The organism is Micromonospora endolithica (assembly GCF_003626595.1).
GTDB lineage: Bacteria > Actinomycetota > Actinomycetes > Mycobacteriales > Micromonosporaceae > Micromonospora > Micromonospora endolithica.
In genome coordinates, this window is sequence record NZ_RBAK01000003.1 from 99733 (window position 1) to 122714 (window position 22982).

Consider the following 22982-nt stretch of genomic DNA (forward strand, 5'->3'; position numbering starts at 1 on the left):
CGTCGATTGGTGCGTCGATAACTGAGGAGGGCCGGTGGACACCGATCTCACCGCTGCCTATGACCGCTGCCGCGAGCTGCACAGACGTCATGGCCGCACCTACTATCTCGCCACCCGGCTGCTGCCCGCATGGAAACGGCGGCATGTTCACGCGTTGTACGGCTTCACCCGCTACGCCGACGAGATCGTGGACCGGACCGAGGAGCTGCCGCCCGCCGAACGGGCAGCCCGGCTCGACGACTGGGGCGGCCGGTTCATCGCCGGCCTGCACGGGGAGCCGGTGGACGACCCGCTGCTGCCGGCCGTCCTGCACACGATCGCCATCTTCGATCTCGACCGGGACGACTTTGCGTCGTTTCTCAAGAGCATGGCGATGGACCTGACCGTCACCTCGTACCGCAGCTACGACCACCTGCTCGACTACATGGAGGGCTCGGCCGCGGTCATCGGCACCATGATGCTGCCCATCCTGGGCAGCTCCGCGCCGGCCGCCGCCCGGGAACCGGCCCGCCAGCTCGGGTTCGCCTTCCAGCTCACCAACTTCATCCGGGACGTCGCCGAGGACCTCGACCGCGGCCGGACGTACCTGCCGGACGAGGACATGGAGCGGTTCGGCGTCACCCGCGAGGAACTGGAGGGGGCCCGCGCCGCGGGCCGCACCACCGAGGGAATCCGCGAACTGATCCGGTACGAGGTGACCCGTGCCCAGGCCCACTACCTGGCCGCCGCTCCCGGCATCACCCTGCTCGCCCCCGCCTCGCAGGCCTGCATGCGCACCGCGTACGCCCTCTACGGCGGGATCCTCGACGAGGTGGCCGCCCAGGACTTCGACGTGTTCACCAGGCGGGCCCTCGTGCCGCAGCGGAGACGGCTGTCGGTGGCCGCCCGCGCCCTGCTCACCCCCACCGGAACCCCGGTCGTGGTGCCCGGTCCCCCGATGCCGTGAGTACCCGTACCGCGATCGTGCTGCTCACCCGCGACCTGCGGGTGCACGACCACCCGGCGCTGGCGACGACCTGCGCCGCCTTCGACCGGGTGGTCCCGCTCTACGTGCTCGACCCGACGCTGGCGGACCGCTCGCCGAACCGCACCCGGTTCCTGCACCAGAGCCTCGCGGCGTTGCGGGAGGCACTGCGCGGTCTCGGCGGCGATCTCGTCGTCCGGCACGGCGACCCGGTCGCCGAGACCCTCCGGGTGGCCCGTGAGGTGGGTGCCGAGGGTGTGGCGCTCTCCGCCGACGTCAGCCGGTACGCCAGCCGCCGGGAGCGGCGGCTGCGCGCCGAGTGCGAGCGGCAGCGGCTCGCGGTGAAGACCTTCCCCGGCCTGACCGTGGTGGACCCGGGTGACCTGCGGCCCGGCGGCGGCGACCACTACCGGGTGTTCAGCCCGTACCACCGGGCGTGGTCCGGGCGGGCCTGGCGGGAGGAACTGGCCCCGCCGCGCCGGGTCACGCTGCCCGACGGCGTGACCGCCGGACCGTTGCCCGATCCGCCACCCGGGGAGTCACCGGACGCCGCCGTGGGTGGGGAGGACGTGGCCCGGCGTCGGTTGAAGCAGTGGCTACCCACCCTGCCCGACTACGACGATCTGCACGACGACATGGTCGGCGACGGCACCTCCCGGCTCAGCCCGTACCTGCGCTGGGGCTGCCTGTCACCACTCACGGTGGCCAACGCCGCCGGGGACCGGGGTTCACCGTTCGTCCGGCAGGTCTGCTGGCGGGACTTCTACTACCAGGTCACCGCCGGCTTCCCGGAGATCTCCACGAAGGCGTACCGGCGTGGGGCCACCGAGGACTGGCGGTACGACGACGACGCGCTCGACGCCTGGACGCGGGGGCGTACCGGGGTGCCGATCGTGGACGCCGGCATGCGGCAGATGCGGGCCGAGGGCTGGATGCACAACCGGGCGCGGCTGATCACCGCCGGGTTCCTCACCAAGAGCCTCGGGTTGGACTGGCGGCCCGGCGTGGCGGTCTTCTTCCGCTGGCTGCTCGACGGGGACGTGGCCAACAATTCCGGCAACTGGCAGTGGGTGGCCGGCACCGGCAACGACAGCCGCCCCTACCGGGGCTTCAACCCGATCCGGCAGGCCGAGCGGTACGACCCGCACGGCGGGTACGTCCGGCGCTGGGTCCCCGAACTCGCCGGTGTCGACGGCAAGGCGGTCCACCAGCCGTGGCGGCTCCCCGACGAGCTGCGCCGCACCCTCGACTACCCGCCCCCGCTGACCGCGCCCGGCGCCGAACCCGTCTGGCTGCGCTGACTCTCGCGCTTGGCGGTGGTTCTTGTTAAGAAGGGGCCCCTGCTCTACCTGAGGCGTTAAGCGGGGGCCCTTCCTTACACTGGGCCGCATGGCGGAGCCGGAGATCGTGGACGTGATCGTGGTCGGGCTCGGCGTCGGGGGCGAGGAGGTGGCCGGGCGGCTCGCCGAGGCCGGGCTCACCGTCGTCGGCATCGAGCGGGACCTGGTCGGTGGCGAGTGCCCGTACTGGGGCTGCATCCCGAGCAAGATGATGATCCGGGCGGCGAACGCGCTCGCCGAGGCCCGCCGCGTCGACGGCCTGGCCGGGTCGGCGCAGGTCCGGTCGGACTGGGCGCCGGTGGCCAGGCGCATCCGCGAGGAGGCGACCGACACCTGGGACGACCGGGCGGCGGTGGACCGCTTCACCGGACGGGGTGGACGGTTCGTCCGGGGCAGCGGTCGCCTCGACGGCCCCGGCCGGGTCCGGGTCGGCGAGCGGGTCTTCCGGGCCCGGTACGGGATCGTCCTGGGCACCGGCACCCGACCGTCGGTGCCGCCGATCGACGGGCTCGCCGACACCCCGTACTGGACGAACCACCAGGCGATCGAGGTCGAGGAGCTGCCCGCGTCGCTGCTGGTGCTCGGTGGTGGGGCGATCGGCCTGGAGCTGGCCCAGGTGTTCGCCCGGTTCGGGGTCCGGGTCACCGTGGTCGAGGCCCTGGACCGGGTCCTCGCGGTCGAGGAGCCGGAGGCGTCCGAGGTGGCCGCCGCCGCGCTGCGCGCCGACGGGGTGGAGATCCACACCGGGGTCAAGGCGGCCCGGGTCGACCACGACGGGCGGGACTTCACCGTACGCGGTGCCGGTGGCGAGGAGTTCACCGCCGAGCGGCTGCTGGTGGTGACCGGTCGCCGCGCCCACCTGGACGAGCTGGGACTGGACACGGTGGGCATCGACGCGAAACAGCGGTTCCTGCCGGTGGACGACCGGCTGCACGTGGCCGACGGGCTCTGGGCGGTCGGCGACGTCACCGGCGAGGGTGCCTTCACCCACATCGCCATGTACCAGGCGGCGATCGTCATCGCCGACATCCTCGACCGCGCCCGGCACGCCTTCGCGAGCCCGGACGCCAGCGGCACCGCCAGCGTGGTGGGCGGGGCGATGGGCGCGGCCAGCGCACTTGGCACGAGCGGCTCCAGCGGCTCGGCCGGCACCGTTCCGCGCGCCGACTACCGGGCGCTGCCCCGGGTCACCTTCACCGACCCGGAGGTCGGCGCGGTCGGGCTCACCGAGCGCCAGGCCCGGGAGCGGGGCATCAACGTGCAGGTCGGCTTCACCGAGCTGTCCTCGTCGACGCGCGGCTGGATCCACCGCTCCGAGGGGTTCATCAAGGTGGTCGCGGACGCCGACCAGGGCGTCCTGATCGGTGCCACCTCGGTCGGCCCGGCCGGCGGTGAGGTGCTCTCCGCCCTGGTGGTGGCCGTGCACGCGGCGGTGCCGCTGGCGCAGCTGCGGCACATGATCTACGCCTACCCGACCTTCCACCGGGCCATCGGCGACGCCCTGCGCGACCTGAGCTGACCGCCGGCGCGGCACCGGTCCCGCGCTCAGCCCGTCCCGGCGCCGTGCCGGCCGGCCCCGGCGGCGAACCGCGCCGCGCCGCCGGCCGCGTCGGCGGCCAGCGAACCCATCCCGTACGCCAGCTCCGTCGCCAGCGCCTCCGCCTCGGGCAACCCCGCTCCGGCGAGCACCGCCGCCCGGTCGTTGCGCAGGCAGGTCTGCGGATGCCGGGCGATCTCCGCCGCGAGCCGCTCGGCCGCCGCCCGCGCCTCACCCGGCGCGACCAGCCGGTTCACCAACCCCATGTCGTACGCCTCGACGGCCGGCACCGCGCGCCCGGTGAGGATCAGGTCCATGGCCCGGCTCTCGCCGATCAGCCGGGGCAGCCGGACGGTGCCCCCGTCGATCAGCGGCACCCCCCAGCGCCGGCAGAACACCCCGAGCACCGCGTCGGACTCGGCCACCCGCAGGTCGCACCAGAGGGCCAGTTCCAGCCCGCCGGCCACCGCGTACCCGGAGATCGCCGCGATCACCGGCTTGGCCAGCACCATCCGGGTCGGACCCATCGGACCGTCCCCGTCCGGCTCGACGCGGTTTCCGCTCGGGGTGCCGATCGCCTTCAGGTCGGCACCGGCGCAGAACGTCCCCCCGGCACCCCAGAGGACCGCGACCGCCGCGTCCGGATCCGACTCGAAGGCCCGGAACGCGTCGGCGAGCGCGCGGGCCGTCGGACCGTCCACGGCGTTGCGCGCCGCCGGCCGGTCCAGGATCACCGTGGTCACGCCCGAAGCGCGTTCGACGCGTACGCCCATCGGGACAGCATGCCCGCGACGGTGCCGGCACGCCAGGTCCGGCGCCGGGTCCCCGGCGGCCGGCGGTAGGTCACGACGATCACCCGATGGTGGTGTCCGTCCCCCGAGGTCGGTTTGGTCCCGCTCATACCGGGAAGTCGGTACCCGTGCGAGCACTCCTGACGAAGATCGAGCAGGCCTCCGGGCTGGACCGTTTCGGCGACCGGTTGCAGAAGGCCGTCCAGGCGACCCTCCGCCCGCAGCGGGTCCGCGACCTGCTGCACGGTGTCTGGCTGGGGCATCCGCTGCACCCGGCGATGGTGCAGGTGCCGGTGGGCGCGTGGGTCAGCACCGCCGTGCTGGACCTGATGCCGGGCCAGCGTCGGGCGGCCACCACGCTCTGCGCCCTGGGCACGGTCAGCGCCGTTCCGGCGGCGGTCGCCGGCCTCAACGACTGGGCCGCGCTCTCCCGCGACCAGCGCCGGGTCGGCCTGGTGCACGCCGCCTCCAACTCCGTCGGTCTGGCGTTCTACGCCGGGTCGGTGGCGGCACGCCTGAACGGACGGCACAACCTCGGCCGCACGCTCGGCTGGCTCGGGCTGACCGCGGCCGGCGCCGGTGCGTACCTCGGCGGGCACCTGGCGTACAAGCAGGGCGCGCAGGTCAGCCAGAGCACCTCCGACCTGCACCTGATCAGCGACGGCTGGCACTCGGTGGCGGACCTGGCCGCGCTGCCGGAACGCAAACTGATCACCCGGGAGATCGACGAGGTGTCGGTGATCCTCTACCGGCACGGCGACGACGTCACCGTCATGCTCGAACGCTGCCCGCACCAGAGCGGCCCGCTCGGCGAGGGCGAGGTCCAGCGGATCGACGGTCACGACTGCGTGGTCTGTCCGTGGCACGGCAGCGCGTTCCGCCTGAACGGCGGCGAGGTGGTGCACGGGCCCGCGGCGAACGACCAGCAGATCCTGCCCACCCGGGTCGTGGACGGCGTGCTGGAGGCCCGCCTCCCCTGACCGGCTCGTCCGGTCCCGGCCGGCCCTCGTCCCGCGCGGGCATCCGTCACGGTGATCAGCCGCGCCGGTGCCGACCCCCTGACACGTCGTGGCCGCCGTCGCCGGAGCCAACTCGTGCCGTGCCGGGGCGGCGGCGCAGACCCAGCACCGCGCCGATCTGCGCACCGACGATGCTCGACACGGCGAGGACCGCCGAGATGGCGAGCGGACGGTTCACCCGGTCGGGATCGCCCGGGTGGGCCGCGCCCACCGTCATCACCGGACCGCCGTCCTCGGACGACCGGCCGGTGGACGTGCCCGAGTCCTTGTCCGGCGTCTCGGCGGCCGGCGGCGCGGGGGTCGCCGGCTGCGGGGTGCCCACCTCCGGGGCGGGTGCGGGCCGGGCCGGGGCGGGCTTCGCCGGGCGTTCGGCGGCGGGTCCCCCGGGGCGGGCCACCACCCGGCCGGTGGCGTGCGGCCGGACCCCGTGGTCGTCCGCGTCGGCGGGCAACCGGAGCAGCTGTCCCGGGTGGATCCGGTCCGGGTCGGCGATCCGGTTCAGGTCGGCCAGCTCCCGGTAGTCACCGAACCGGTCCAGGTAACGCTCGGCGACCGCGCCCAGGTGGTCGCCCTTCGCCACCCGGTAGACGGGTGCGGCGGCACCGGGTGCGCCGGCCTGGGCGGCCTGCGCGCTCTGCCCGGCCTGAGCGAGCGGAGCGGCGTACGCGGTGTGCGGCCCGACGGTGGTCGCGTGGGTGACCGTGACCGGAGCGGGCAGGGCGTACGGTCCGGCGGCGAGGGTCGTGGCGCTCGCCGCCGCCGGGCTGGCCACCACGATCAACGCGACCGAACCGACCAGGGCTGCGGCGGCCCGCTGCTGGCGGCTCATCCCGGGCAGCCGGGGCGCCGGCCGGCGCAGCGCCTGGGCGACCAACTCGACCAGCACGGACAGGCTGAACGTGGCCCAGCCGAACCAGCCGGCCACGGCCAGTGCCCGCAGGAACAGCCGGCCGTCGTCCCGGCTGGTCAGCGTCTCGCCCACCTCGGCGAGCGTCGGCAGGTGGTCGGGCAGCGGGTTGCCGGCGAGGGTGAGCAAAGCCACCGGCGCGCCGACCAGCACCACACACAGCACGACGAGGGCGCCAAGTCCGGTGAGGACCCGACCGGCCCGCCGTACGACGGAACCACCCGATGCGGTCATGGCTGCCTTCCTTCCTACGTTGCCGGGGTGAGGGCGCGCGCGGTGGCCCGGCCGGAGACGGTGACCGTCTTGTCGAAGCCGACCAGGCCGAGCATCGATCGCTGATAGGTCACGGTGACGTCGACCTGGACCAGGGTCTCGCCGTCGACCACCGGGAAGGTGACCGTGTGCCCGGCGACGCCGGCGGCGCGCAGGTACGCGGCGACGGCCTGCCGGGCCCGGGGCTGGTGGATCCGTTTCGGTCCACCCCCGATCGCGCTGGCCAGGTCGATCGACTGGCCACCGGCCCGGGCCGCCTCGGCGGCGAGGTTCTCGGCGCGTTGCAGCGTCCGCAACTGCCCGGCCCCGTCGAAGGCGAGCGCGATGATGGTCAGGACACCGACCATGGCCACCGCGAGGAATGCGCTGACCCGGCCGTCGTCGCGGGCTCCGGCCCGCCGGCGGCCGGTCATCCCCGGCTCCGGTAGCGGTCCAGCGGCGACGTGAAGCTCGCCGACACCTCGTTCGTCAGCGTCATCCCGGGCAGCGCGGTGAGCTTCATGTCCTGGAAGGAGACGGTGCAGGCGATCCGGACGGTGACCGAGGCGTCCTGACCGACCGGGCTGCGGAACGCGGCGTCGAAGCTGGTCGGCCTTCCGGCGACCGTACCGCCGTAGCTGAGCCGGGGCGTACCGACGCAGTTGAGGCCCTGCCAGTCGAGTTGCTTGTCGGCCGCGGCGCGGGCCTCTTTCCGTGCGGTGGCCGCGTCGCGGGAGATCGACGCGGCGCGGGCCGCGTCGTGCGCGGCGGTGTCGAGTGCCTCGGCGGCGACGGCCGAGCGACCGGCGACACCGGCCAGCACGATCAGCGCGATGAAGGCCGGCGCGAGGATCGCCACCTCGATGGAGACCGCGCCCCGGTCGCCGGTGGTTCTCATGGCGTGGTCCACCGTTCCCTCGGCCCGTGCGCGGTCTGCCGCACCGCGAAGTCGACGCCCGGGACGACCGACAGGGAGCGGCCGGTGACCGTGCAGGTCACGTCCTCATCGGTGACCGCGCAGGTCGGTCCGGCGTTCTTCCAGCCGACCAGCCAGCCACCGGCCGCGGTGAGGAACTCGGACGCCCGGGCCGTTCCCGCGCCGGCCGGCGCGTCGTACACGCGTTGCGCGTTGACCGCGCTCTGCGCCGCGTTCAGCGCGGTGGACCGGGCCACGAACACGGCGGCGACCTGGATCGAGGCGAAGAGCAGCAGCAGGATCGCCGGCATCGTCACCGCCAGTTCGACCGGGTTGGCGCCCCGGTCCGCGCCGACGCGCAGCCGCCGCCCGGCGGCGGGAAGCAGCCGCCCTCCGGCCAGCCGCCGCAGGGCGTCCGGGAGAGGGCGGTCCGGGCGCGCGGGTCGGCCGGCGGCCGGGATCAGGCGTGGCCACCAGGTGTGCCGGAGCACCCGGAAGGGGCGCCGGGTGCTCCGGCACACCTGGTGACGCGCCCGGACGGGGCGCCGGGCGGCGGTGACCGTCCGGCGCCCCAGGGGAGGGGCTGCTCGACGCACCGGTCAGGGCTTCGGGGAGGTGTGCTTCGGAATGCCGCTCATCCAGTCACTGGCGGACGTCCAGGCGGCGGCGGTGACCGCCATGGCGACGGCGACCAGACCGAAGATGATCACCGCGGTGGGTACCGGGCTGTCGCCCCGCTCACCGTCACGGCGCAGCTCGGCCAGGCGGGCCGCCAGCGCGGCGTGCACGTAGTGGATGACGGACATGGCGTGCTCCTTCTCTCGGGGGTGGTTCACAGGCGGGCGATGAACGGGTAGATGACGAAGCCGAGCAGGACGAAGACGAGCAGGCTTCCGGGGATGTCGAGCTTGCTCGTCACCCGCTCGGCGCGGGTCAGGTTGTCGGTACGGATCTGGTCCCGCAGCGAGTCGGCGCGGCTGCGCAGCGTCTCGTGCACCTGGGCGCCCTCGCTGCCGGCCGAGCGCATGATCGCGCCCACGTCGCCCAGCTCGGGGATGCCGATCTTGTCCGCGAGGTCGCGCAGCTCGTCCCAGGGCGAGTGCATCTGCATCTGGGCCAGCCGCAGCGACTCCCGGATCCGATCGAAGACCCAGCCGTCGCAGACCGCCGCCGCCCGCTCCAGCGACTGCACCGGCCCGTGCGCGGCGGAGAGCTGCAACGCCACCAGGTCCAGGTAGGTGCAGACGGCGGCGCGGAACTCGTCCCGGGCCCGGTCGGCCTTGACCAGCACCGACCGGTGGGCGGTCAGTGCGCAGACCAGCGCCAACCCGATGCTGCCGAGCACCGGCACCACCACCGGCAGCCGTACGCCGACGGCCAGCAGCATCACCCCGAGCAGGGTCGGCGTGGCCAGCCCGATCAGGGCGGAGAGCAGCAGCGACAGGGCGTACCGCTCGGGGGTCTGGTCGATCAGCGCGAGCTGGCGGTGCGGTGGCCGCAACCATCGGGACAGCCCGGTCAGCCAGTCCAGTTGCCGGTCGGCCGGGCCGGCGCTGGCGGTGCCGGGCGGCTGGTGCAGCCGGCGCAGCGCCGGGCCGAGCGCCGGGGTCGCCGGTACCAGTTCCCGGACCACCAGGAAGACGCCGAACCCGACGGCCGCCCCACCGCTGACCGCGATGGCGAGCTGCCAGTTGAGGATCACGCGAGCACCTCCTCGCGGTCGGGCGCCGGCAGGAAGCGGGCCGGTCGCTGCGGCTGGCTCATCGACCGCACCCAGGCGAGCAGGCCGATGAAGGCCGCGCCGAGCACCGCCATCACCAGCTGCCCGAAGGGCGTGCCGTACGGCTGGACGTACTCGACGTTGACCAGGCCGTACGCGATGGTGGCCAGGGTCATGCCGGTGAGGAAGCGGACCGCGAACCGGGGTTGGGTGCGCTTCGCCTCGACCTCACGTCGGGTGGCCACCTCGCTCGCGGCGGCGCCGGCGATCGAGCCGAGCACGTCGCCCAGGCGTTCCCCCCGGTCGGTGAGGTGCAGGATCAGCGCGGCGACCACCTGGTCGCAGACCGGGTCGCCGATCTCGTCGGCGAAGGCGAGCAGGGCGGGCCGGGTCAGCCAGCCGGCCTGGAGGCGGGCGGCGAGCAGCCGTACCTCCTCCTGGATCTCCTCCGGCGCGGTGGCCACCGTGCCGGTGATCGCCGCCTGGAGGCCCTGGCCGGTGGTGGAGACGTCCTTGAGGCGGCGGGTCCACTCGCCGACCGCCTCGATCCGGGCGATGGCCCGCTGCTCCTCCTTACCGACGGAGAAGAGCCACGGCGTGCCCGGCACCGCGACGGCGACCAGCAGGCCGACCACCGGCAGGCCGGTGACCAGGAACGCCAGCGCCCCGGCGACCAGCGCGCCGATCAGCAGCGCCTGGTGGGTCCGCTGTTCGCGGGGTGTCGCGCCGGAGCCCTTCCACAGCCGGTCGACGCCCTTGCCGACACCCGGTGCGGCGCCCGGTGGGCGGCTGGTGCCGACGATCGCGACCACGGCCAGGATCAGCCCGGCGACGCAGGCGGCACCGGCCAGTACGGCGATCAGCTCCACGTTGTCCGGCACGGCGGTCACCGCTGTCCCAGTCGGGTGTGCCGGGGCCGCCGCCAGGCGCCGGTGCCCGCCTCGATCCACCGGCCCAGCAGCCGGGCGTCGTAGCCGACCCGCAGCAGTTGGGCGCGGATCCGTTCCGGCAGGTGCCGGGGCACCGCCCGACCGTCCGGCCCGGGGCCGAAGACGGTGGTGGTGGTGATCCGGTTGCTGTCGCCGACGCCGATGACCTCCTCGACGTGCGAGACGAAACGGTGCTTGCGGCCGCCGATCGCGGTCTCGTCCTCGACGGTGACGTAGACGATCAGGTCGAGGGCGTTGCCGGCCATCCGGCGGGCCTGGTCCACCGTCATCTCGCGGCCGTGCGCCAGCGCCAGCTCGATGATGCGTTCGCCGACCCCGCCCGGCGTACGGGCGTGGATCGTGCACATCGAACCGCGGCTGGTGGTCATGGCCTGGAGCATCGGGACGATCTCCCGCGAGCGGACCTCGCCGACGATGATCCGCAGGACGCCCATCCGCAGCGAGACGGGGATCAGGTCGGCGATGCTCACCTCGCCGGCCGGGCGCCCGTCCAGGCCGCGCTCGCCGTGCCCCTCCCGGGCCTCGAAGCTCATCACCGCCCGGTGCCGGTGTCCCCGGCGGGCGGGGAGCAGTTCCCGGCTCTCCTCCAGCAGCACGTACGGCTCGTCGGGCGGGATCTCGCTCATCAGGGCCCGGATGACGGTGGTCTTCCCGGCCCCGGCGAGACCGGCGACCATGATGTTCAGGCCGGCCCGCATGGCGGCGCGCAGGAAGTCGCGCAGCAGCGGGTCGATCATCTCGTCCAGGTCGCCCCGGGCCCCGGCGATCTCGTCCAGGGTCACGTCCAGGGTGTTGTGCTTGCGGATCACCGCGTACGGGCGGTGGCTGACCAGGAACACGGCCGCGAGCCGGCTGCCGTCGGGCAGTTGCAGGTCCAGGGTGGGCTTCGAGGTGGACAGCGACCGTTCGGTGGCCCCGGCGCGGCGGGCCGCCGCCTGGAGGATCTCCACCAGCTCGTCGTCGCTGTCGGCGATCGGGTCCACCCAGTCCACGCCGCCGCCGTGCCGGGTGATCCGCACCTGGTCGCAGCCGAGGATGTGGACCTCCTCGATGGTCCCGTCGACCAACAGCGTCTGTAGCCGGCCGAGGCCGGCCAGTTCGGCGGTGACCTGGTCGAGCAGGAGCCGTTCCTCGCCGGCCGCCATCGGGGTGCCGGACCGGCGGATCGCGTCGGCGTACTCGGACACCACCGCCACCGCCAGCCGGGCCCGCTCGACGTCCTCGGCGTCGGCGTCGAACTCCCGGCCGCGCTGCCACAGGGTGAGCCGTTCGCTCAGCTCCCGGCGCAGCTCGCGGACCACCTGGAAGTCGACCCGGCGGCTCGGTGGTTCCGGTGCGGGCGCGACCACCGGGGCGGTGGCGACGGCGGCCTGGTGCCGGCCGTTGGTCGGGGTCAGCGGCGGCGCGATCGAGGTCACGGCCGGCGCCTGCCGGCGGGGGTCGGTGGAGACCGGCTCAAACCGCATCCGGCACCCCCTGCGCCACCGGCCACGCGAGCCGGGCCCGCCGCCGGTCCAGCAGCGACCCGACCGGCACCTCCAGGGCCCCGGCCGCGCGCATCAGCGGCCGTCCGGCCCGCACCGTGCCACCCAGGCTCAACACCTCGGCGGTACGCGGGTCACGCGGCATCCGGCCGATCACCGCCAGCCCGAGGGCGCGGCTGATCTCGCCGTCGGAGTGCCCGTCGCCGACCACCAGCAGCCGCAGCGTGCCCGGCGGCACCCGGTGCTCGGCGAAGTCGCTGCCGATCGCCCGGGCCATCGCCTTGGTGCCGGAGAGGTCGGGCAGTCGCGCGCCGCTGACCAGCAGCACCACCGAGGCGGCACGCAGGATCGGCCACGGTGTGCCGGGCACGTGCAACCGCCCGCAGTCGACGAGCACGTCGTACCCGGGGTCGCCCCGGTCGAGGGCGGTGAAGAAGTCGGCGAAGCGTTGCCACAGCGGGATGACGCTGCCGGCCTGGGCGGGGTCGACGACTCCGGGCAGCAGCAGCCGTTCCCGTTTCGGGGCGTCCAGGTCGACCAGCTGGGACCAGAAGGCGGTCTCCAGGTTGCCGTCGCGCAGCTCACCGACGGCCAGTTCGCCGATGCCCCGTGGTCCGTCGAGCGCCCCGCCCAGGTAGCCGGCGAGGATCGAGCCGCCGGCCGGGTCGGCCTCGACCAGCACCAGCCGGCGGTGCCAGGTCAGCGCGCAGGCCAGCGCGGACGTGGTGACACCGGGCGAGCCCTTGGCCGCGACCAGCGCGATGACCGCCATGCTCAGGCCGCCTCGGTGAGGACGACCGCGATCCGGTCCTGCGCGGAGAGCGCCACGACGGCCGGTACGTCCCGGACGGCGAGCGCCAGGTAGACCACCGACTTGTCGCCGTTGCCGGTGGGGGCGGTGTCGATGACGGTGGCGGTGAAGCGGGTGGCGACCCCGGCCGGAGTGTCGTCGTCGGAGTCCGGGGTGCTGACCAGCAGCACCTTGTCGCCGGGGTGCAGTGTGCGGGCGGGGACCTCGGCCGGGTCGAGCCCGAGGGCGAGCTGCTGCTGCCCGGGGCCGAGCAGCGGGTCGTCGGTGAGCTGGTCGTCGGTGAGCAGGGTGCCCGGTACCAGCGACACGGCGGCCCGCTTGCCGACGATCTCGTCGAGCCGGCCGGCGGACACCGGGGCCAGTCCCCGGCCGCCGGCCACCTGGACGGTGATCAGGTCGTCGGCGGCGACCGTGCGACCGACCTCGACCGGCCGGGCGACCGCGAGGTAGCTGCCGGTGGCCCGCACCGAGGTGACCGCGAACGCCGCCCCCAGCCCGCCGAGGGCGATCAGCAGCACCGCCAGCCCGAGCAGCCCGGGCCGCATCCTGCGTTGCCGCACCACCTTCGGTGGGCTGACCGGGGCGTCCACCGGTCCGGTCCCGTTGCGCGTCGCCAGGCTCACTCTGCCACCACCTGTAGTTCGTTGATCCGGATCGTCGCCGCGTCGCTGGTCCTGGTCTGCCGGAAGGGGGGACTCTGCTCCACGCCGCGGGCCCACCAGCGCACCGTCCAGTGGGTCACCGCGAAGACCCGGTACCGATCGGCCTTCGCGTAGCCCTTGTGGTAGCCGCAGTCCGGGGACTTCTTGCCGGCGTGCGGGCCGTCGGCCTCGTAGGGCGTGCCGGCGCCCTTGCAATCCTGCTTGTCGCCGTTGCCCATGTACCAGACGACCCGGTCGACCTTCGCCTCGATACGGACGGTCAGGCCGCGGTCGGTCACCCGCTTGCGGATCGGACCGAAGTACTCCCGGCCGCCGCTGGCCCACATCCAGACCGGCAGGCCGACCAGGCCGGGACCCTTGTCCTTGTCCGGCGCGATGGCGATCCTCGGGCGCTCCAGTCTGATCGACGCCAGCGCCCGGCGGGCCAACTCCTCCGGGTCCGGTGGCGCGCCGAAGCCGGGCGGTGGGCTGGCGAGCAGGACCTCGTTCTGCTCGCCCACGGCGCCGCCGTTGCAGCTCTGCACATACCACCGCTGCCCCTCGGGCGGCACGCTCGGCTGCGGCTCGGCGACCTTGTAGTAGCAGCCGTCGCTGTTGTTGAACCAGCCGAGCACGTCGTCGTAGCAGGCGATGACGCGGCCGTTCCACATGCACTTCCCGCCGCCGCCGCCACCGCCGCCGTCCCCGCCCCCGTCGTCCCCGCCGTCGCCGGGATCGCCGGGGTCACCCGGGTCGTCGTCCCAGACGTTGCAGTCGAGCTGACCGGGCGGGCACTCCGCTCCGGGCGGACCGGCGTGCGCGGGCACCCCGACCGTCGCGGCGAGCAGCGCGGCCAGGGCGAGCGGCGCGATCCCCCGTCGCCCGGCCCGCCGGCTCAGCACGGCTGGTCCTGGTGAGCGGCGCCGGCGCTGATCAGCCACCGGCCGTCGGGATAGCGGGTGGCGGTGGCGGTGACCAGGTGCCGGGTGCCGCGGGTGCCGGGAACGACCTTCTGGTCACGCGCGTAGACGAGCTGGTAGCCGGTCGCGTCCAGGCAGTCCTGGATCTCCACGGTCGGCGGGACGGTGTCCAGGCTGACCGAGACCACGGCCGGGTCGGAGACCAGCTTGCCGGTGCGTACCGCGCCGTTCCGTTTCGCCTGCCGAATGCTCAACCGGAGTCGGGTCAGCAGTGGATCACCCACGAAGGTGGACAGTTCGGGAAGATGGGGATCGCTGCGGCCGCTCGCCTCACGGGACGCGGTGAGATATCCGGAATAAGCGGCCAGTGCCGCCTTTCCCGCCGCGAGTTCCGCTGTTTTCCGGTCGGTTCGGGCCGGTGCGGCGTCGGCCGCCGCGGTGCCGGCGGACGTGTCGTCGCCGCCGCCGCAGGCCGTGCTGGAAACGACCGTAGCGGCCACGACCAGGCAGGTTGACCAACGGCGAAGCTGCCGTCCTCGCACTGTCGTGCCTCCTCAGTGGCAACCCGGGGCCGCGTGGCGGCGGCCGGCGGGCATGCGGAAGTGCGGCCGAATGAACACATCCGAACCCGCCCCGTGCGCTGCCGCATTTACCGATACAGATCTTCTGGTGAGCCAGATCCTTTTTTCGTCCGGTTGTCTCGTCATGGGTTGCATCACACCCAAGGGGCGAGCATAGGCTGACGCCCGCCGATGCAACAGAGGCAATTCAACCGGATACTCTCCGTGATGACGGGTGGTGGTGGGGCATGGTTGCGGGCAGGTTGCGACGAGCCGTCCGGCCGATGTGCGCGGGTGTCGGGCCGGGTCGACGCGCCCCCTTCCGGGGCATCCCCCGCGGTCGCCCGCCGAGGGGTCGGCTCCACCCCGAACGTCGGTCGATGTCCCGTTTGTCCCTCGGCCGTCCGGCTGTCCCGGCGGGGCCGGGTGGCGACGCGACCGTCCGACCGCATCCGTCCGGGCCGGCGTCCGGTCGCGCCGGAGTCCGGGGCGACGACGCCCCGGCCCGTTACAGATCTTCGCCAGTCGAACTACCCTCCGTGTCCGCCCCGGCGGCACCCGACGGCGAGGCGGCGGAACGATGAGCGATCCGGCAACCACCCGGGCCGTCCCCGGGCCCCGGTCCGGGGGCACTTCGGGAACCGGGAGGACGCGGTGGTCGTACCGCTGGGGGTTGCTCGCCGGCACGCCGGCGCTGCGGCTCGCGGCGCTGCGGCACGCCGTACCGTCGGGGTCCCCGGGCCGGAGAGGGTGCGATGCCTGCGGCGCGCCGATCGGCCTGGACCGGCCGTGGCCGGCGCTCGGCCCGACCGCCCGCTGCGGACGGTGCCGGACCCGGGTCGGCCCACCGCCGGGCGCGGTGGAGGCCGCGACCGTTCTCGCCGTCGCGGTTCTGGCGCTGGTCGGACCGCCCGTCGGTGAGCTGGTGGCGACGGCCTGGTGGCTCGGCTGGATGGTGCCGCTGGTCCTGGTCGACGCGGCCGTGCACCGGCTGCCGGACCGGTTCACCGCGCCGGCCGCGCTCGGCACCTGGCTGCTGCTCGGGGTGGCCGCGCTGACCGGCGCGGGAGCAGCACCCTGGTGGCGGGCGACCGCCGCCGGGCTCGGACTCGGGCTGTTCTTCGCCACCACCACGCTGTTGCTCGGGCGGCGCGGGTTCGGCCTCGGCGACGCCAAGCTCGCGGTCGGTGCGGGGATGCTGCTCGGCTGGTACGGCTGGGTGTTCCCGGTGTTCGGGCTGCTGGCGGCGTGCGGGCTGGCCGCGCTGGTCGCCGCCGGCCTGCTGGTGGCCGGCCGGGTCCGCTGGTCCGGTCACCTGCCGTTCGGCCCGTTCCTGGTGCTCGGCACGGTGGCCGCACTGCTGCTGGCCACCCGACCCTGACCCGCCCGGCCCGACCCATGAGTCGCGTCACCCGCCGGCCGGGCGGCGTTTAGCGCGGGCCCGCGGGTGGAAAACCGTCCGGACCACCGCGCGGCGCGCGATGGTCGGCGGCCCGTTCGGGGTTCAGCGACCTCACAGCCGGCTCTGCTTCGGTGGCCTGGTACGCCGGACACCGCAGGAGGCGCCGTGCAGCCCATCGCCGATCGACCACCGACCGCGCCGGCGACGCCGGGCGACGAACGCTGGCGGATCCGGCGTACGGCCGACGACCTGGAGCGGATCGGCGAGATCGAATCGATCTTCGCGTTGTCCAACGGGTGGGTGGGCTGGCGTGGCGCCCTCGACGAGGGCCGGCCCTACGGGATGCCCGGCACCTACCTCAACGGACTGTACGAGCGGCGGGAACTCAGCTATCCCGAGGACGGGTACGCCTTCCCGCAGGAGAGCGACACCGTGGTCAGCGCGCCCAACGCGGCCCTGGTCCGGCTGTGGGTGGCCGGCGAGCCGCTGGACCTGCGCACCGGCACCGTCCGGGCGCACGACCGGGTGCTCGACCTGCGCGCCGGCACGGTGGAACGGCTCACCGAGTGGATCTCCCCGGCCGGGCACGGCGTACGCGTGCGCAGCACCCGCCTGGTGTCGCTGCCCCGGCGTCCGATCGCCGCCGTCCGGTGGAGCGTCGAAGCACTGGACGCGCCGGTGGAGGTCCGGGTCTGCGCCGACCTGCTGGCCAACGAGCGGGTGCCCGAGCGCGGCGACGACCCGCGGGCCGCGTCGGTGCTCACCGACCCGCTGACCGCCGAGTACCGCCACTCCGAGGGGCACGACGGCGTGCTGGTGCACCGCACCGGCCGCAGCGGGCAGCGGGTCGCGGTGGCGGTCGCGCACCTCGTGGACGCCCCGGACGGCTTCGCCGACGGGGTGGACTGCGCACCGGACCGGCTGCGCCTGTCGGTGTCCGGGACGCTGCGGCCGGAGCGGCGGCTGGAACTGACCCGGTTCGCCGCGTACGAGTGCACGCCGGTCGACGGCGCGTCCCCGCAGGACCTGGCCGGTCAGGTCGTCGCAGAGGCCGACGCGGCCCGCGCGGACGGATTCGACGCCCTGCTCGCCGCGCAGCGGGCCACCCTGGACGCCGCCTGGGAGACGGCCGACGTGGTGCTCGACGGCGACGACGAACTCCAGCAGGCGACCCGGTTCGCGATGTTCCATCTGATCCAGGCCGGTCGCGCGGACGGCGACCGGACCATTCCGGCGAAGGGGCTGACCGGCAACGGTTATGACGGCCACGTCCTCTGGGACACCGAGGGCTACGTGCTGCCGGTGCTCACGTACGTGGCTCCGGAACTGGCCCGGTCGGCGCTGCGGTGGCGGTACGCGCACCTGCCGCAGGCGCGCGAGCGGGCGGCGGAGCTGCGGCTGCCCGGCGCCACCTTCCCGTGGCGGACGATCGGCGGCGAGGAGTGCTCCGGGTACTGGCCGGCCGGCACCGCCGGACTGCACGTCAACGCCGACATCGCCGACGCGGTGCTGCGCTACGTGGCGGCGACCGGCGACCGGGAGTTCCTCGCCGGGCCGGGGGTGGAGATGCTGGTGGAGACCGCGCGGCTCTGGCACGGGTTCGGGCACTGGTCCGACACCGGCGCCTTCCACCTGCACGGGGTCACCGGCCCGGACGAGTACGCCGCGCTCGTCGACGACAACGTCTTCACCAACCTGATGGCCCGGCGCAACCTGCGCGGCGCCGCCGACGCCGTCGAGCGGCACCCCGAGGCGGCGGCCCGGCTCGGGGTCGACCCGGCCGAGGTGGCCGGTTGGCGGGCCGCCGCCGACGCGGTCTTCCTCCCGTACGACCGCAAGCTCGACGTGCACCAGCAGACCGCCGGTTTCACCCACCAGCCCGAGTGGGACTTCGCGAACACCGGCGAGGACGACTACCCGCTGCTGCTGCACTTCCCCTACCTGGAGCTGTACCGCAAGCAGGTGGTGAAGCAGGCCGACCTGGTGCTGGCCATGCAGCGCTGCCCCGGCGAGTTCACCGCCGACGAGAAGGCCCGCAACTTCGCCTACTACGAGGCCCGGACGGTCCGCGACTCCTCGTTGTCGGCCTCCCCGCAGGCGGTCATCGCCGCCGAGGTCGGTCACCTGGACCTGGCGTACGACCTGTTCGCCGAGGCGGTCCTGCACGACCTCGCGGACCTCGGCGACAAGACGTCCGACGGCCTGCACCTGGCGGCCCTGGGCGGGGCGTGGCTGGCCCTGGTGCAGGGCTTCGGCGGGATGCGCGACGACCGGGCGGTGCTCTCCTTCGACCCCCGGCTGCCCCGGCAGATCAACCGGCTGGTGTTCCACCTGCGCTGGCACTCGCACCGGCTGCGGGTGACCCTCACCCCGGACGAGGCCCGCTACGAGCTGCCCGACGCCGACCCGGACACCGGCATCGAGGTGTGGCACCACGGCGAGCGGATCCGGGTGACCGGCGCGGAGCCGGTGACCCGCCCGATGCCGCCGGTCCCCGACCCGGGCCCGGAACCCCCGTCCCCGCCCGGCCGCCGCCCCCAGGTGAAAGGAAGGGCACCTTCTTAACGCCTCCGGTAGAGGAAGGGCCCCTTATTAACACGCGCGATCGCAGGAGCCGACGCGGCTAGGGTGGCCCGGTGCCCGACCTCCAGCCGCTCGCCGCGCACCACGCCGACGCCCTGCTCGCGTTCGAGCGGGAGAACCGGGCGTGGTTCGCGCGCGCGGTGCCGGACCGGGGCGACGACTACTTCACCGGCTTCGCCGCGCGGCACGCCGCGTTGCTCGCCGAGCAGGCGACCGGCGGATGCCGCTTCCACCTGCTGCTCGACGACGACGGCACGGTCCTGGGCCGGTTCAACCTGGTCGACATCGCGGACGGAGCGGCCGAGCTGGGCTACCGGGTCGCCGAGCGCGCCGCCGGGCGCGGGCTCGCCACCGAGGGCGTACGCCGGACCTGCGCACTGGCCCGAGCCGGGTACGGCCTGACCCGGCTGACCGCCGAGACCACCCTGGACAACCCCGCCTCCCGGGCGGTGCTGCGGCGGACCGGCTTCGTAGCGGTCGGCCCGGTGTCACTCGACGGGCGCCCCGGGCTGCGGCACGTTCGTGACCTGACCGCCGACGACTGACGCCCCGGACATCCGCTGCCGGATCTCCTCCAGCGCTTCGACGGCGTACGCCCAGTTGTGGCACTTGAAGCTGCGCAACCCTTCGATCGGGGTACGACAGTCGGCGCAGTTGACCCCGGCGATGGCCGCCGGCACCTCGGTGTTGACGTACTTGCGCTCGCCGAGGATCACGGTCGCGATCATCATCCGGTCGTGCACGCCGGACAGCGCCGAGGACACGATGTCGTACCAGGTCACCCGGCGACCGCACTTCGGGCAGTCCGGGTCGTCGCCGCTGACCCAGAGCGGGGCGCCGATGCTGCGCAGCGGTATGCCGAGAAGTTTCTCGATGCGGCGTACGTCCGACTCGGGCGTCGTCCAGCGGTGCCGCCCGGGTAGGGAGGCGGGTGAGTCGTACACGGCGCGGAACAGGACCGGGTCGACCTCCACGGTCTTGCGCTGACTGGTCATCGACGTGCCTCCTCGGTCCGGGGTTCCACCGTCGCCGCGGCTGACGGCCGGCTTCAACCGGATCAACGACACGGCCGGCCGGGGGTGGTCGTGCCGGTCGCCGGTTCCGGCCGATCGGGAAGGGGACTGCGGGACAGAGACCGGACTGCCATCATGGTGACCGCCCTGACCGCCGTTCACCGGCCGTCGGGCACCGCCGTGGACCGTCCGCGGCAACGGGGAACGGGGAGATCAATGCGTTACGCAAGGTCCACTGTGCTTGGCGCTGCGCTGGGTGTGATCGCCGCGACGGCGCTGGCCGTGGCCCCGGTCCAGGCCGCACCGGCCGCCGCCGAATCGACCGCCAGCGTCGCCGACCGGCTCGTCCTGGAGCCGACCGAGCGGGGCTACCGGGGGTCGCTGGAGGCCGAGGTGACCTACCAGGGGTCGGAGCCCGGCCGGGCCAGGTACGTCATCACCGAGCCGGTGCCGCACTCGTACGTGAACCTGGAATGGGGTATCTCCTGCTACAGCGGCGGGACGGCTCTGCCGGACGGCCGGATCCGGGTCGAGTGCGACGTCCCGGGCGGGGAACTCCAGCCGGGGGAGCGCCGGGCCTTCACCATCGATTTCGAGGTCCTGACCAAGGTCCAGCCGTACGCCATGAAGGCGGTGAACGGGCGGCTGGCCGTCAAGGTGGACGGCACCACCGTCACCAACGAGTCGTTCCGGACCCGCTTCCGGTCGTCGACCGGTTCGCTGCGTGACCCCCAGCCGTACGTCCGGGACACCGAGTCCGACGCGACCCTCACGTCGGTCGGCGACCTGACGCTGGTCCGCCAGCCGGACGGGGACTTCGTGGGCCGCCTGCCGGTGCGGGTGCGCTACAACGGCGACGCTCCGCACTGGAACCTCAACTTCGTCACCTCGGGCCTGCCCGAGGGGGTCTACGAGTCGTACACCGACCCGGCGGACGGCTGCGCCCACTTCTGCGTGCCGGGCGGCCAGTTCATGGAGGACGAGGAGCGCGACTTCGACGTGATCTTCCTGGCGCCGGCCGGGACGCCGCTCGGCGACCTGGGCGAGGCGGGCCTCGAGGTGCAGGTCGACTGGGGCAACAGGGCGGACGCCAACCCCGCCGACAACGCCGGTTCGTTCTCGGTCACGGCGGTCGACGCGGCCTGACCGGCAACCGCACGAGGCCCCGTCCGCAGTGGTGGACGGGGCCTCGTCGCGTTCGCGGGATCGGTGGTGTTCTGGACGGTTCAGTCCGGCGGCCAGGTGGTCAGGACGGCGTCGAGGGCGTCCAGCGACAGCCGCCAGGAGTCGTCCGCCGTACGCGGATGATGCCGGAACCCGCCGGCGCGCTCCAGACTGACGTAGCCGTGCAGGGTGCTGTGCAGGAAGCGCACCGCGTCCGTCTGGGCGGGTTCGGTCAGCGCGTAGCCTCGGAGGATCGCCCGGGTCAGCTCGGCGTGCCGGCGTGCCGCGCTGCCGGCCGGCGACTCCGGGTCGATCTCGATCTGGGCGGCGGCGTACCGCCCCGGGTGGCGCCTGGCGTAGTCGCGGTAGGCGTTTGCGAAGGCCACCAGCGCGTCCTTGCCGGCGCGACCGGCCAGGGCCTCCGCCACCCGGTCGGCCAGCTCGGTCAGGGCCAGCGCCGCCAGCCTCATCCGCAGGTCCTGCACGTTCCGGACGTGCGAATAGAGGCTCGCGTCCCGTACGTCCAGGCGGCGGGCGAGCGCCGAAACGGTCAACTGGTCGAATCCCACCTCGTCCGCCAGGTCCGCCGCGGCGTGGACCAGGCGTTCGACGGTCACTTTTTCGCGTACCACATGCCCTCCTACCTAGGACCTCTAGGCTAACGCATAGTTGTTTGCACCTCCAGCCTGGGCGAGCTAGCTTGAGGACATGGTTCCTTTGACCGAGCACGACATCCGCGCGTCATTCGTCAACTGCACGAAGGGCGAGACGAAGCGCCTGGCCCTGCCCCGGGACCTGACCGAACGCCCCTGGGCCGACCTGGACTTCCTCGGCTGGCAGGACCCCGCCGCACCCCAGCGGGCCTACCTCGTCGTCGAGTCCGACCAGGGGCCGGTGGGGGTGGCGCTGCGACTGGCGGCACCTTCCGCCGGGCGGGCCCGGCGCAGCATGTGCTCGCTGTGCCTGACCAACCACTCCGGTGACGGGGTGTCGCTGATGACCGCCCGCAAGGCGGGGCCGGCCGGGCAGCAGGGCAACTCGGTGGGTGTCTACATCTGCACCGACCTCGCCTGCTCGCTCTACCTGCGGGGCCGGAAACAGACCGGCCTCGGCGGTCGACTCCACGAGTCGATCACGCTGGCCGAGAAGATCGACCGGACCCGGACCAACCTGGCGGGCTTCCTGGACAAGGTGGTCACGGGCTGACGGTGGGCGGGGATCAGGTCGACGAGAAGCCGCCGTCGACGAAGATCGTCTGACCGGTCAGATAGGCGCAGGCGTCGCTCGCCAGGAACACCGCCACACCGGTGAAGTCGGCCAGCTCGCTGTTGCGGCCGATCATCGTGCGGCGGGCCATCGCCTCGGTCCGCACCGGATCCCGGAACACCGCCTCGTTCAGCGGGGTGTGCACGAAGCCCGGGGCGATCGCGTTGACGCACACCCCCCGCGCCGACCACGCCTCGGCCTGGGACCGGGTGAGGGCGGCCAGGGCAGCCTTGGACACGCCGTACGCCCCGCTGTTGCCGAAGGCCCGCACCGCCTGCTGGGACACCATGTTGATGATCCGGCCCCAACCGTTCGCGGCCATCGCCGGACCGAACCGCTGCCCGAGCACGAAGGGCGCGTCGAGGTTGACGCCCATGGTGCGATCCCAGTCGCTCTCGGACAGCTCGTCCAGGTGCGGCCGAAGGTTGATGCCGGCGGAGTTGACCAGGATGTCCGGGGCGCCGTGCCGGGCGAGCAACTCGTCGGCCACCCGGTGCAGGTGGGCGCGGTCGCCGAGGTCGGCGCTGAGCCAGTCGGCCGAGCCACCCGTCGCCCGCAGCGCCTCGGTGGCCGCGCGCAGCCGCTCCGGGCGGCGGGCCACCAGCACCACGTCCGCGCCGGCCCGGCAGAGTGCGTCCGCGACGGAGCGGCCGATACCCGAACTCCCTCCGGTGACGACGGCCCGGCGTCCCCGCAGGGAGAACAGGCTGTCGATGAAGCCGTCCACCACCGCACTCCTCCA

General features: G+C 73.9%; 24 protein-coding genes and 2 pseudogenes. 10 read left to right on the top strand and 16 right to left on the bottom strand.

Going from position 1 to position 22982, the window contains the following annotated elements:
* Positions 1-34: 34 nt before the first annotated feature.
* The 4 genes and pseudogenes from D7223_RS09635 to D7223_RS34245 form a co-directional block, all read left to right on the top strand.
* On the top strand, positions 35-946 hold the full coding sequence (locus D7223_RS09635) for a phytoene/squalene synthase family protein (protein WP_120727311.1): 912 nt from the start codon (positions 35-37) through the stop codon (positions 944-946).
* Complete coding sequence (locus D7223_RS09640) at positions 943-2265, top strand: cryptochrome/photolyase family protein (protein WP_120727313.1); 1323 nt, start codon at positions 943-945, stop codon at positions 2263-2265. Before D7223_RS09635 ends, D7223_RS09640 begins: the two co-directional genes overlap by 4 nt.
* Positions 2266-2353: 88 nt before the next feature.
* Positions 2354-3353 (top strand): annotated as a pseudogene (locus D7223_RS09645) (dihydrolipoyl dehydrogenase family protein); the annotation flags it as partial.
* A 98-nt stretch (positions 3354-3451) separates the two neighbouring features.
* A pseudogene (locus D7223_RS34245) lies at positions 3452-3823 on the top strand (NAD(P)/FAD-dependent oxidoreductase); the annotation flags it as partial.
* A gap of 26 nt (positions 3824-3849) precedes the next feature.
* Here the strand turns inward: D7223_RS34245 and D7223_RS09650 are convergent.
* Complete coding sequence (locus D7223_RS09650) at positions 3850-4614, bottom strand: crotonase/enoyl-CoA hydratase family protein (protein WP_120727317.1); 765 nt, start codon at positions 4612-4614, stop codon at positions 3850-3852.
* Between the two features lie 146 nt (positions 4615-4760).
* On the opposite strand from D7223_RS09650, the gene D7223_RS09655 reads away from it, so the two are divergent.
* Complete coding sequence (locus D7223_RS09655; protein ID WP_120727319.1) at positions 4761-5612, top strand: Rieske (2Fe-2S) protein; 852 nt, start codon at positions 4761-4763, stop codon at positions 5610-5612.
* A 55-nt stretch (positions 5613-5667) separates the two neighbouring features.
* Here the strand turns inward: D7223_RS09655 and D7223_RS09660 are convergent, their stop codons facing one another.
* From D7223_RS09660 to D7223_RS09715, 12 genes are all read right to left on the bottom strand, one after another.
* On the bottom strand, positions 5668-6792 hold the full coding sequence (locus D7223_RS09660; protein WP_120727321.1) for a LysM peptidoglycan-binding domain-containing protein: 1125 nt from the start codon (positions 6790-6792) through the stop codon (positions 5668-5670).
* 14 nt (positions 6793-6806) lie between these two features.
* Positions 6807-7244 carry a pilus assembly protein TadG-related protein gene (locus D7223_RS09665; RefSeq protein ID WP_120727323.1) on the bottom strand — a complete coding sequence of 146 codons (438 nt, stop codon included), beginning with the start codon at positions 7242-7244 and terminating at the stop codon, positions 6807-6809.
* Positions 7241-7708, bottom strand: a complete 468-nt coding sequence (locus D7223_RS09670; protein ID WP_120728135.1) for a TadE/TadG family type IV pilus assembly protein — start codon at positions 7706-7708, stop codon at positions 7241-7243. Before D7223_RS09670 ends, D7223_RS09665 begins: the two co-directional genes overlap by 4 nt.
* Positions 7705-8136: a TadE/TadG family type IV pilus assembly protein gene (locus D7223_RS09675; RefSeq protein WP_420330308.1), complete on the bottom strand. Its 432-nt coding sequence runs from the start codon at positions 8134-8136 to the stop codon at positions 7705-7707. Before D7223_RS09675 ends, D7223_RS09670 begins: the two co-directional genes overlap by 4 nt.
* A gap of 189 nt (positions 8137-8325) precedes the next feature.
* Positions 8326-8532 carry a hypothetical protein gene (locus tag D7223_RS09680; RefSeq protein WP_120727326.1) on the bottom strand — a complete coding sequence of 69 codons (207 nt, stop codon included), beginning with the start codon at positions 8530-8532 and terminating at the stop codon, positions 8326-8328.
* A gap of 26 nt (positions 8533-8558) precedes the next feature.
* Positions 8559-9425, bottom strand: a complete 867-nt coding sequence (locus D7223_RS09685) for a type II secretion system F family protein (RefSeq protein ID WP_120728138.1) — start codon at positions 9423-9425, stop codon at positions 8559-8561.
* Positions 9425-10372 (bottom strand): type II secretion system F family protein, encoded by a 948-nt coding sequence (locus tag D7223_RS09690; protein ID WP_186832429.1) that lies wholly within the window; start codon positions 10370-10372, stop codon positions 9425-9427. The genes D7223_RS09685 and D7223_RS09690 overlap by 1 nt, the downstream gene beginning before the upstream one ends.
* A complete protein-coding gene (locus tag D7223_RS09695; RefSeq protein ID WP_120727330.1) occupies positions 10333-11862 on the bottom strand; it encodes a TadA family conjugal transfer-associated ATPase in 1530 nt (509 codons plus the stop codon). The genes D7223_RS09690 and D7223_RS09695 overlap by 40 nt, the downstream gene beginning before the upstream one ends.
* On the bottom strand, positions 11852-12652 hold the full coding sequence (locus D7223_RS09700; protein ID WP_120727332.1) for a CpaE/TadZ family protein: 801 nt from the start codon (positions 12650-12652) through the stop codon (positions 11852-11854). The genes D7223_RS09695 and D7223_RS09700 overlap by 11 nt, the downstream gene beginning before the upstream one ends.
* Positions 12653-12654: 2 nt before the next feature.
* Complete coding sequence (locus D7223_RS09705; protein WP_120727334.1) at positions 12655-13314, bottom strand: SAF domain-containing protein; 660 nt, start codon at positions 13312-13314, stop codon at positions 12655-12657.
* Entirely contained in the window at positions 13311-14234 is a 924-nt protein-coding gene (locus D7223_RS09710; protein WP_120727336.1) for a hypothetical protein, read from the bottom strand. Before D7223_RS09710 ends, D7223_RS09705 begins: the two co-directional genes overlap by 4 nt.
* Positions 14228-14794: a hypothetical protein gene (locus D7223_RS09715; protein ID WP_120727338.1), complete on the bottom strand. Its 567-nt coding sequence runs from the start codon at positions 14792-14794 to the stop codon at positions 14228-14230. Before D7223_RS09715 ends, D7223_RS09710 begins: the two co-directional genes overlap by 7 nt.
* Before the next feature lie 598 nt (positions 14795-15392).
* Here D7223_RS09715 and D7223_RS09720 point away from each other — a divergent pair.
* The 3 genes from D7223_RS09720 to D7223_RS09730 all read left to right on the top strand — a co-directional run bounded on the left by D7223_RS09720 (position 15393) and on the right by D7223_RS09730 (position 19342).
* On the top strand, positions 15393-16193 hold the full coding sequence (locus D7223_RS09720; RefSeq protein ID WP_120727340.1) for a prepilin peptidase: 801 nt from the start codon (positions 15393-15395) through the stop codon (positions 16191-16193).
* Between the two features lie 186 nt (positions 16194-16379).
* Entirely contained in the window at positions 16380-18779 is a 2400-nt protein-coding gene (locus tag D7223_RS09725) for a glycoside hydrolase family 65 protein (RefSeq protein WP_120727342.1), read from the top strand.
* Positions 18780-18850: 71 nt separating this feature from the next.
* Positions 18851-19342 (top strand): GNAT family N-acetyltransferase, encoded by a 492-nt coding sequence (locus D7223_RS09730; RefSeq protein WP_120727344.1) that lies wholly within the window; start codon positions 18851-18853, stop codon positions 19340-19342.
* Here the strand turns inward: D7223_RS09730 and D7223_RS09735 are convergent.
* Positions 19286-19792 (bottom strand): hypothetical protein, encoded by a 507-nt coding sequence (locus tag D7223_RS09735; RefSeq protein WP_120727346.1) that lies wholly within the window; start codon positions 19790-19792, stop codon positions 19286-19288. The genes D7223_RS09730 and D7223_RS09735 overlap by 57 nt on opposite strands.
* Before the next feature lie 255 nt (positions 19793-20047).
* Here D7223_RS09735 and D7223_RS09740 point away from each other — a divergent pair, with 255 nt between their 5' ends.
* Positions 20048-20956, top strand: a complete 909-nt coding sequence (locus tag D7223_RS09740; RefSeq protein ID WP_147252624.1) for a hypothetical protein — start codon at positions 20048-20050, stop codon at positions 20954-20956.
* Between the two features lie 80 nt (positions 20957-21036).
* On the opposite strand, the gene D7223_RS09745 is transcribed toward D7223_RS09740, so the two are convergent.
* Entirely contained in the window at positions 21037-21606 is a 570-nt protein-coding gene (locus tag D7223_RS09745; protein ID WP_120727351.1) for a TetR/AcrR family transcriptional regulator, read from the bottom strand.
* Between the two features lie 76 nt (positions 21607-21682).
* Between D7223_RS09745 and D7223_RS09750 the strand changes: the two genes are divergently transcribed.
* Positions 21683-22180 carry an FBP domain-containing protein gene (locus D7223_RS09750; protein WP_120727353.1) on the top strand — a complete coding sequence of 166 codons (498 nt, stop codon included), beginning with the start codon at positions 21683-21685 and terminating at the stop codon, positions 22178-22180.
* Positions 22181-22193: 13 nt separating this feature from the next.
* On the opposite strand, the gene D7223_RS09755 is transcribed toward D7223_RS09750, so the two are convergent.
* Positions 22194-22967 carry an SDR family NAD(P)-dependent oxidoreductase gene (locus tag D7223_RS09755; RefSeq protein ID WP_202864611.1) on the bottom strand — a complete coding sequence of 258 codons (774 nt, stop codon included), beginning with the start codon at positions 22965-22967 and terminating at the stop codon, positions 22194-22196.
* Between the last annotated feature and the right edge of the window lie 15 nt (positions 22968-22982).

Bases quoted from the DNA above. Each gene is read 5' to 3' on its own strand.
- D7223_RS09750 (WP_120727353.1), top strand. From the start codon at position 21,683: ATGGTTCCTTTGACCGAGCACGACATCCGCGCGTCATTCGTCAACTGC.
- D7223_RS09660 (WP_120727321.1), bottom strand. From the start codon at position 6,792: ATGACCGCATCGGGTGGTTCCGTCGTACGGCGGGCCGGTCGGGTCCTC.
- D7223_RS09670 (WP_120728135.1), bottom strand. From the start codon at position 7,708: ATGAGAACCACCGGCGACCGGGGCGCGGTCTCCATCGAGGTGGCGATC.
- D7223_RS09720 (WP_120727340.1), top strand. From the start codon at position 15,393: ATGAGCGATCCGGCAACCACCCGGGCCGTCCCCGGGCCCCGGTCCGGG.
- D7223_RS09735 (WP_120727346.1), bottom strand. From the start codon at position 19,792: ATGACCAGTCAGCGCAAGACCGTGGAGGTCGACCCGGTCCTGTTCCGC.
- D7223_RS09665 (WP_120727323.1), bottom strand. From the start codon at position 7,244: ATGACCGGCCGCCGGCGGGCCGGAGCCCGCGACGACGGCCGGGTCAGC.
- D7223_RS09700 (WP_120727332.1), bottom strand. From the start codon at position 12,652: ATGGCGGTCATCGCGCTGGTCGCGGCCAAGGGCTCGCCCGGTGTCACC.
- D7223_RS09650 (WP_120727317.1), bottom strand. From the start codon at position 4,614: ATGGGCGTACGCGTCGAACGCGCTTCGGGCGTGACCACGGTGATCCTG.
- D7223_RS09695 (WP_120727330.1), bottom strand. From the start codon at position 11,862: ATGCGGTTTGAGCCGGTCTCCACCGACCCCCGCCGGCAGGCGCCGGCC.
- D7223_RS09680 (WP_120727326.1), bottom strand. From the start codon at position 8,532: ATGTCCGTCATCCACTACGTGCACGCCGCGCTGGCGGCCCGCCTGGCC.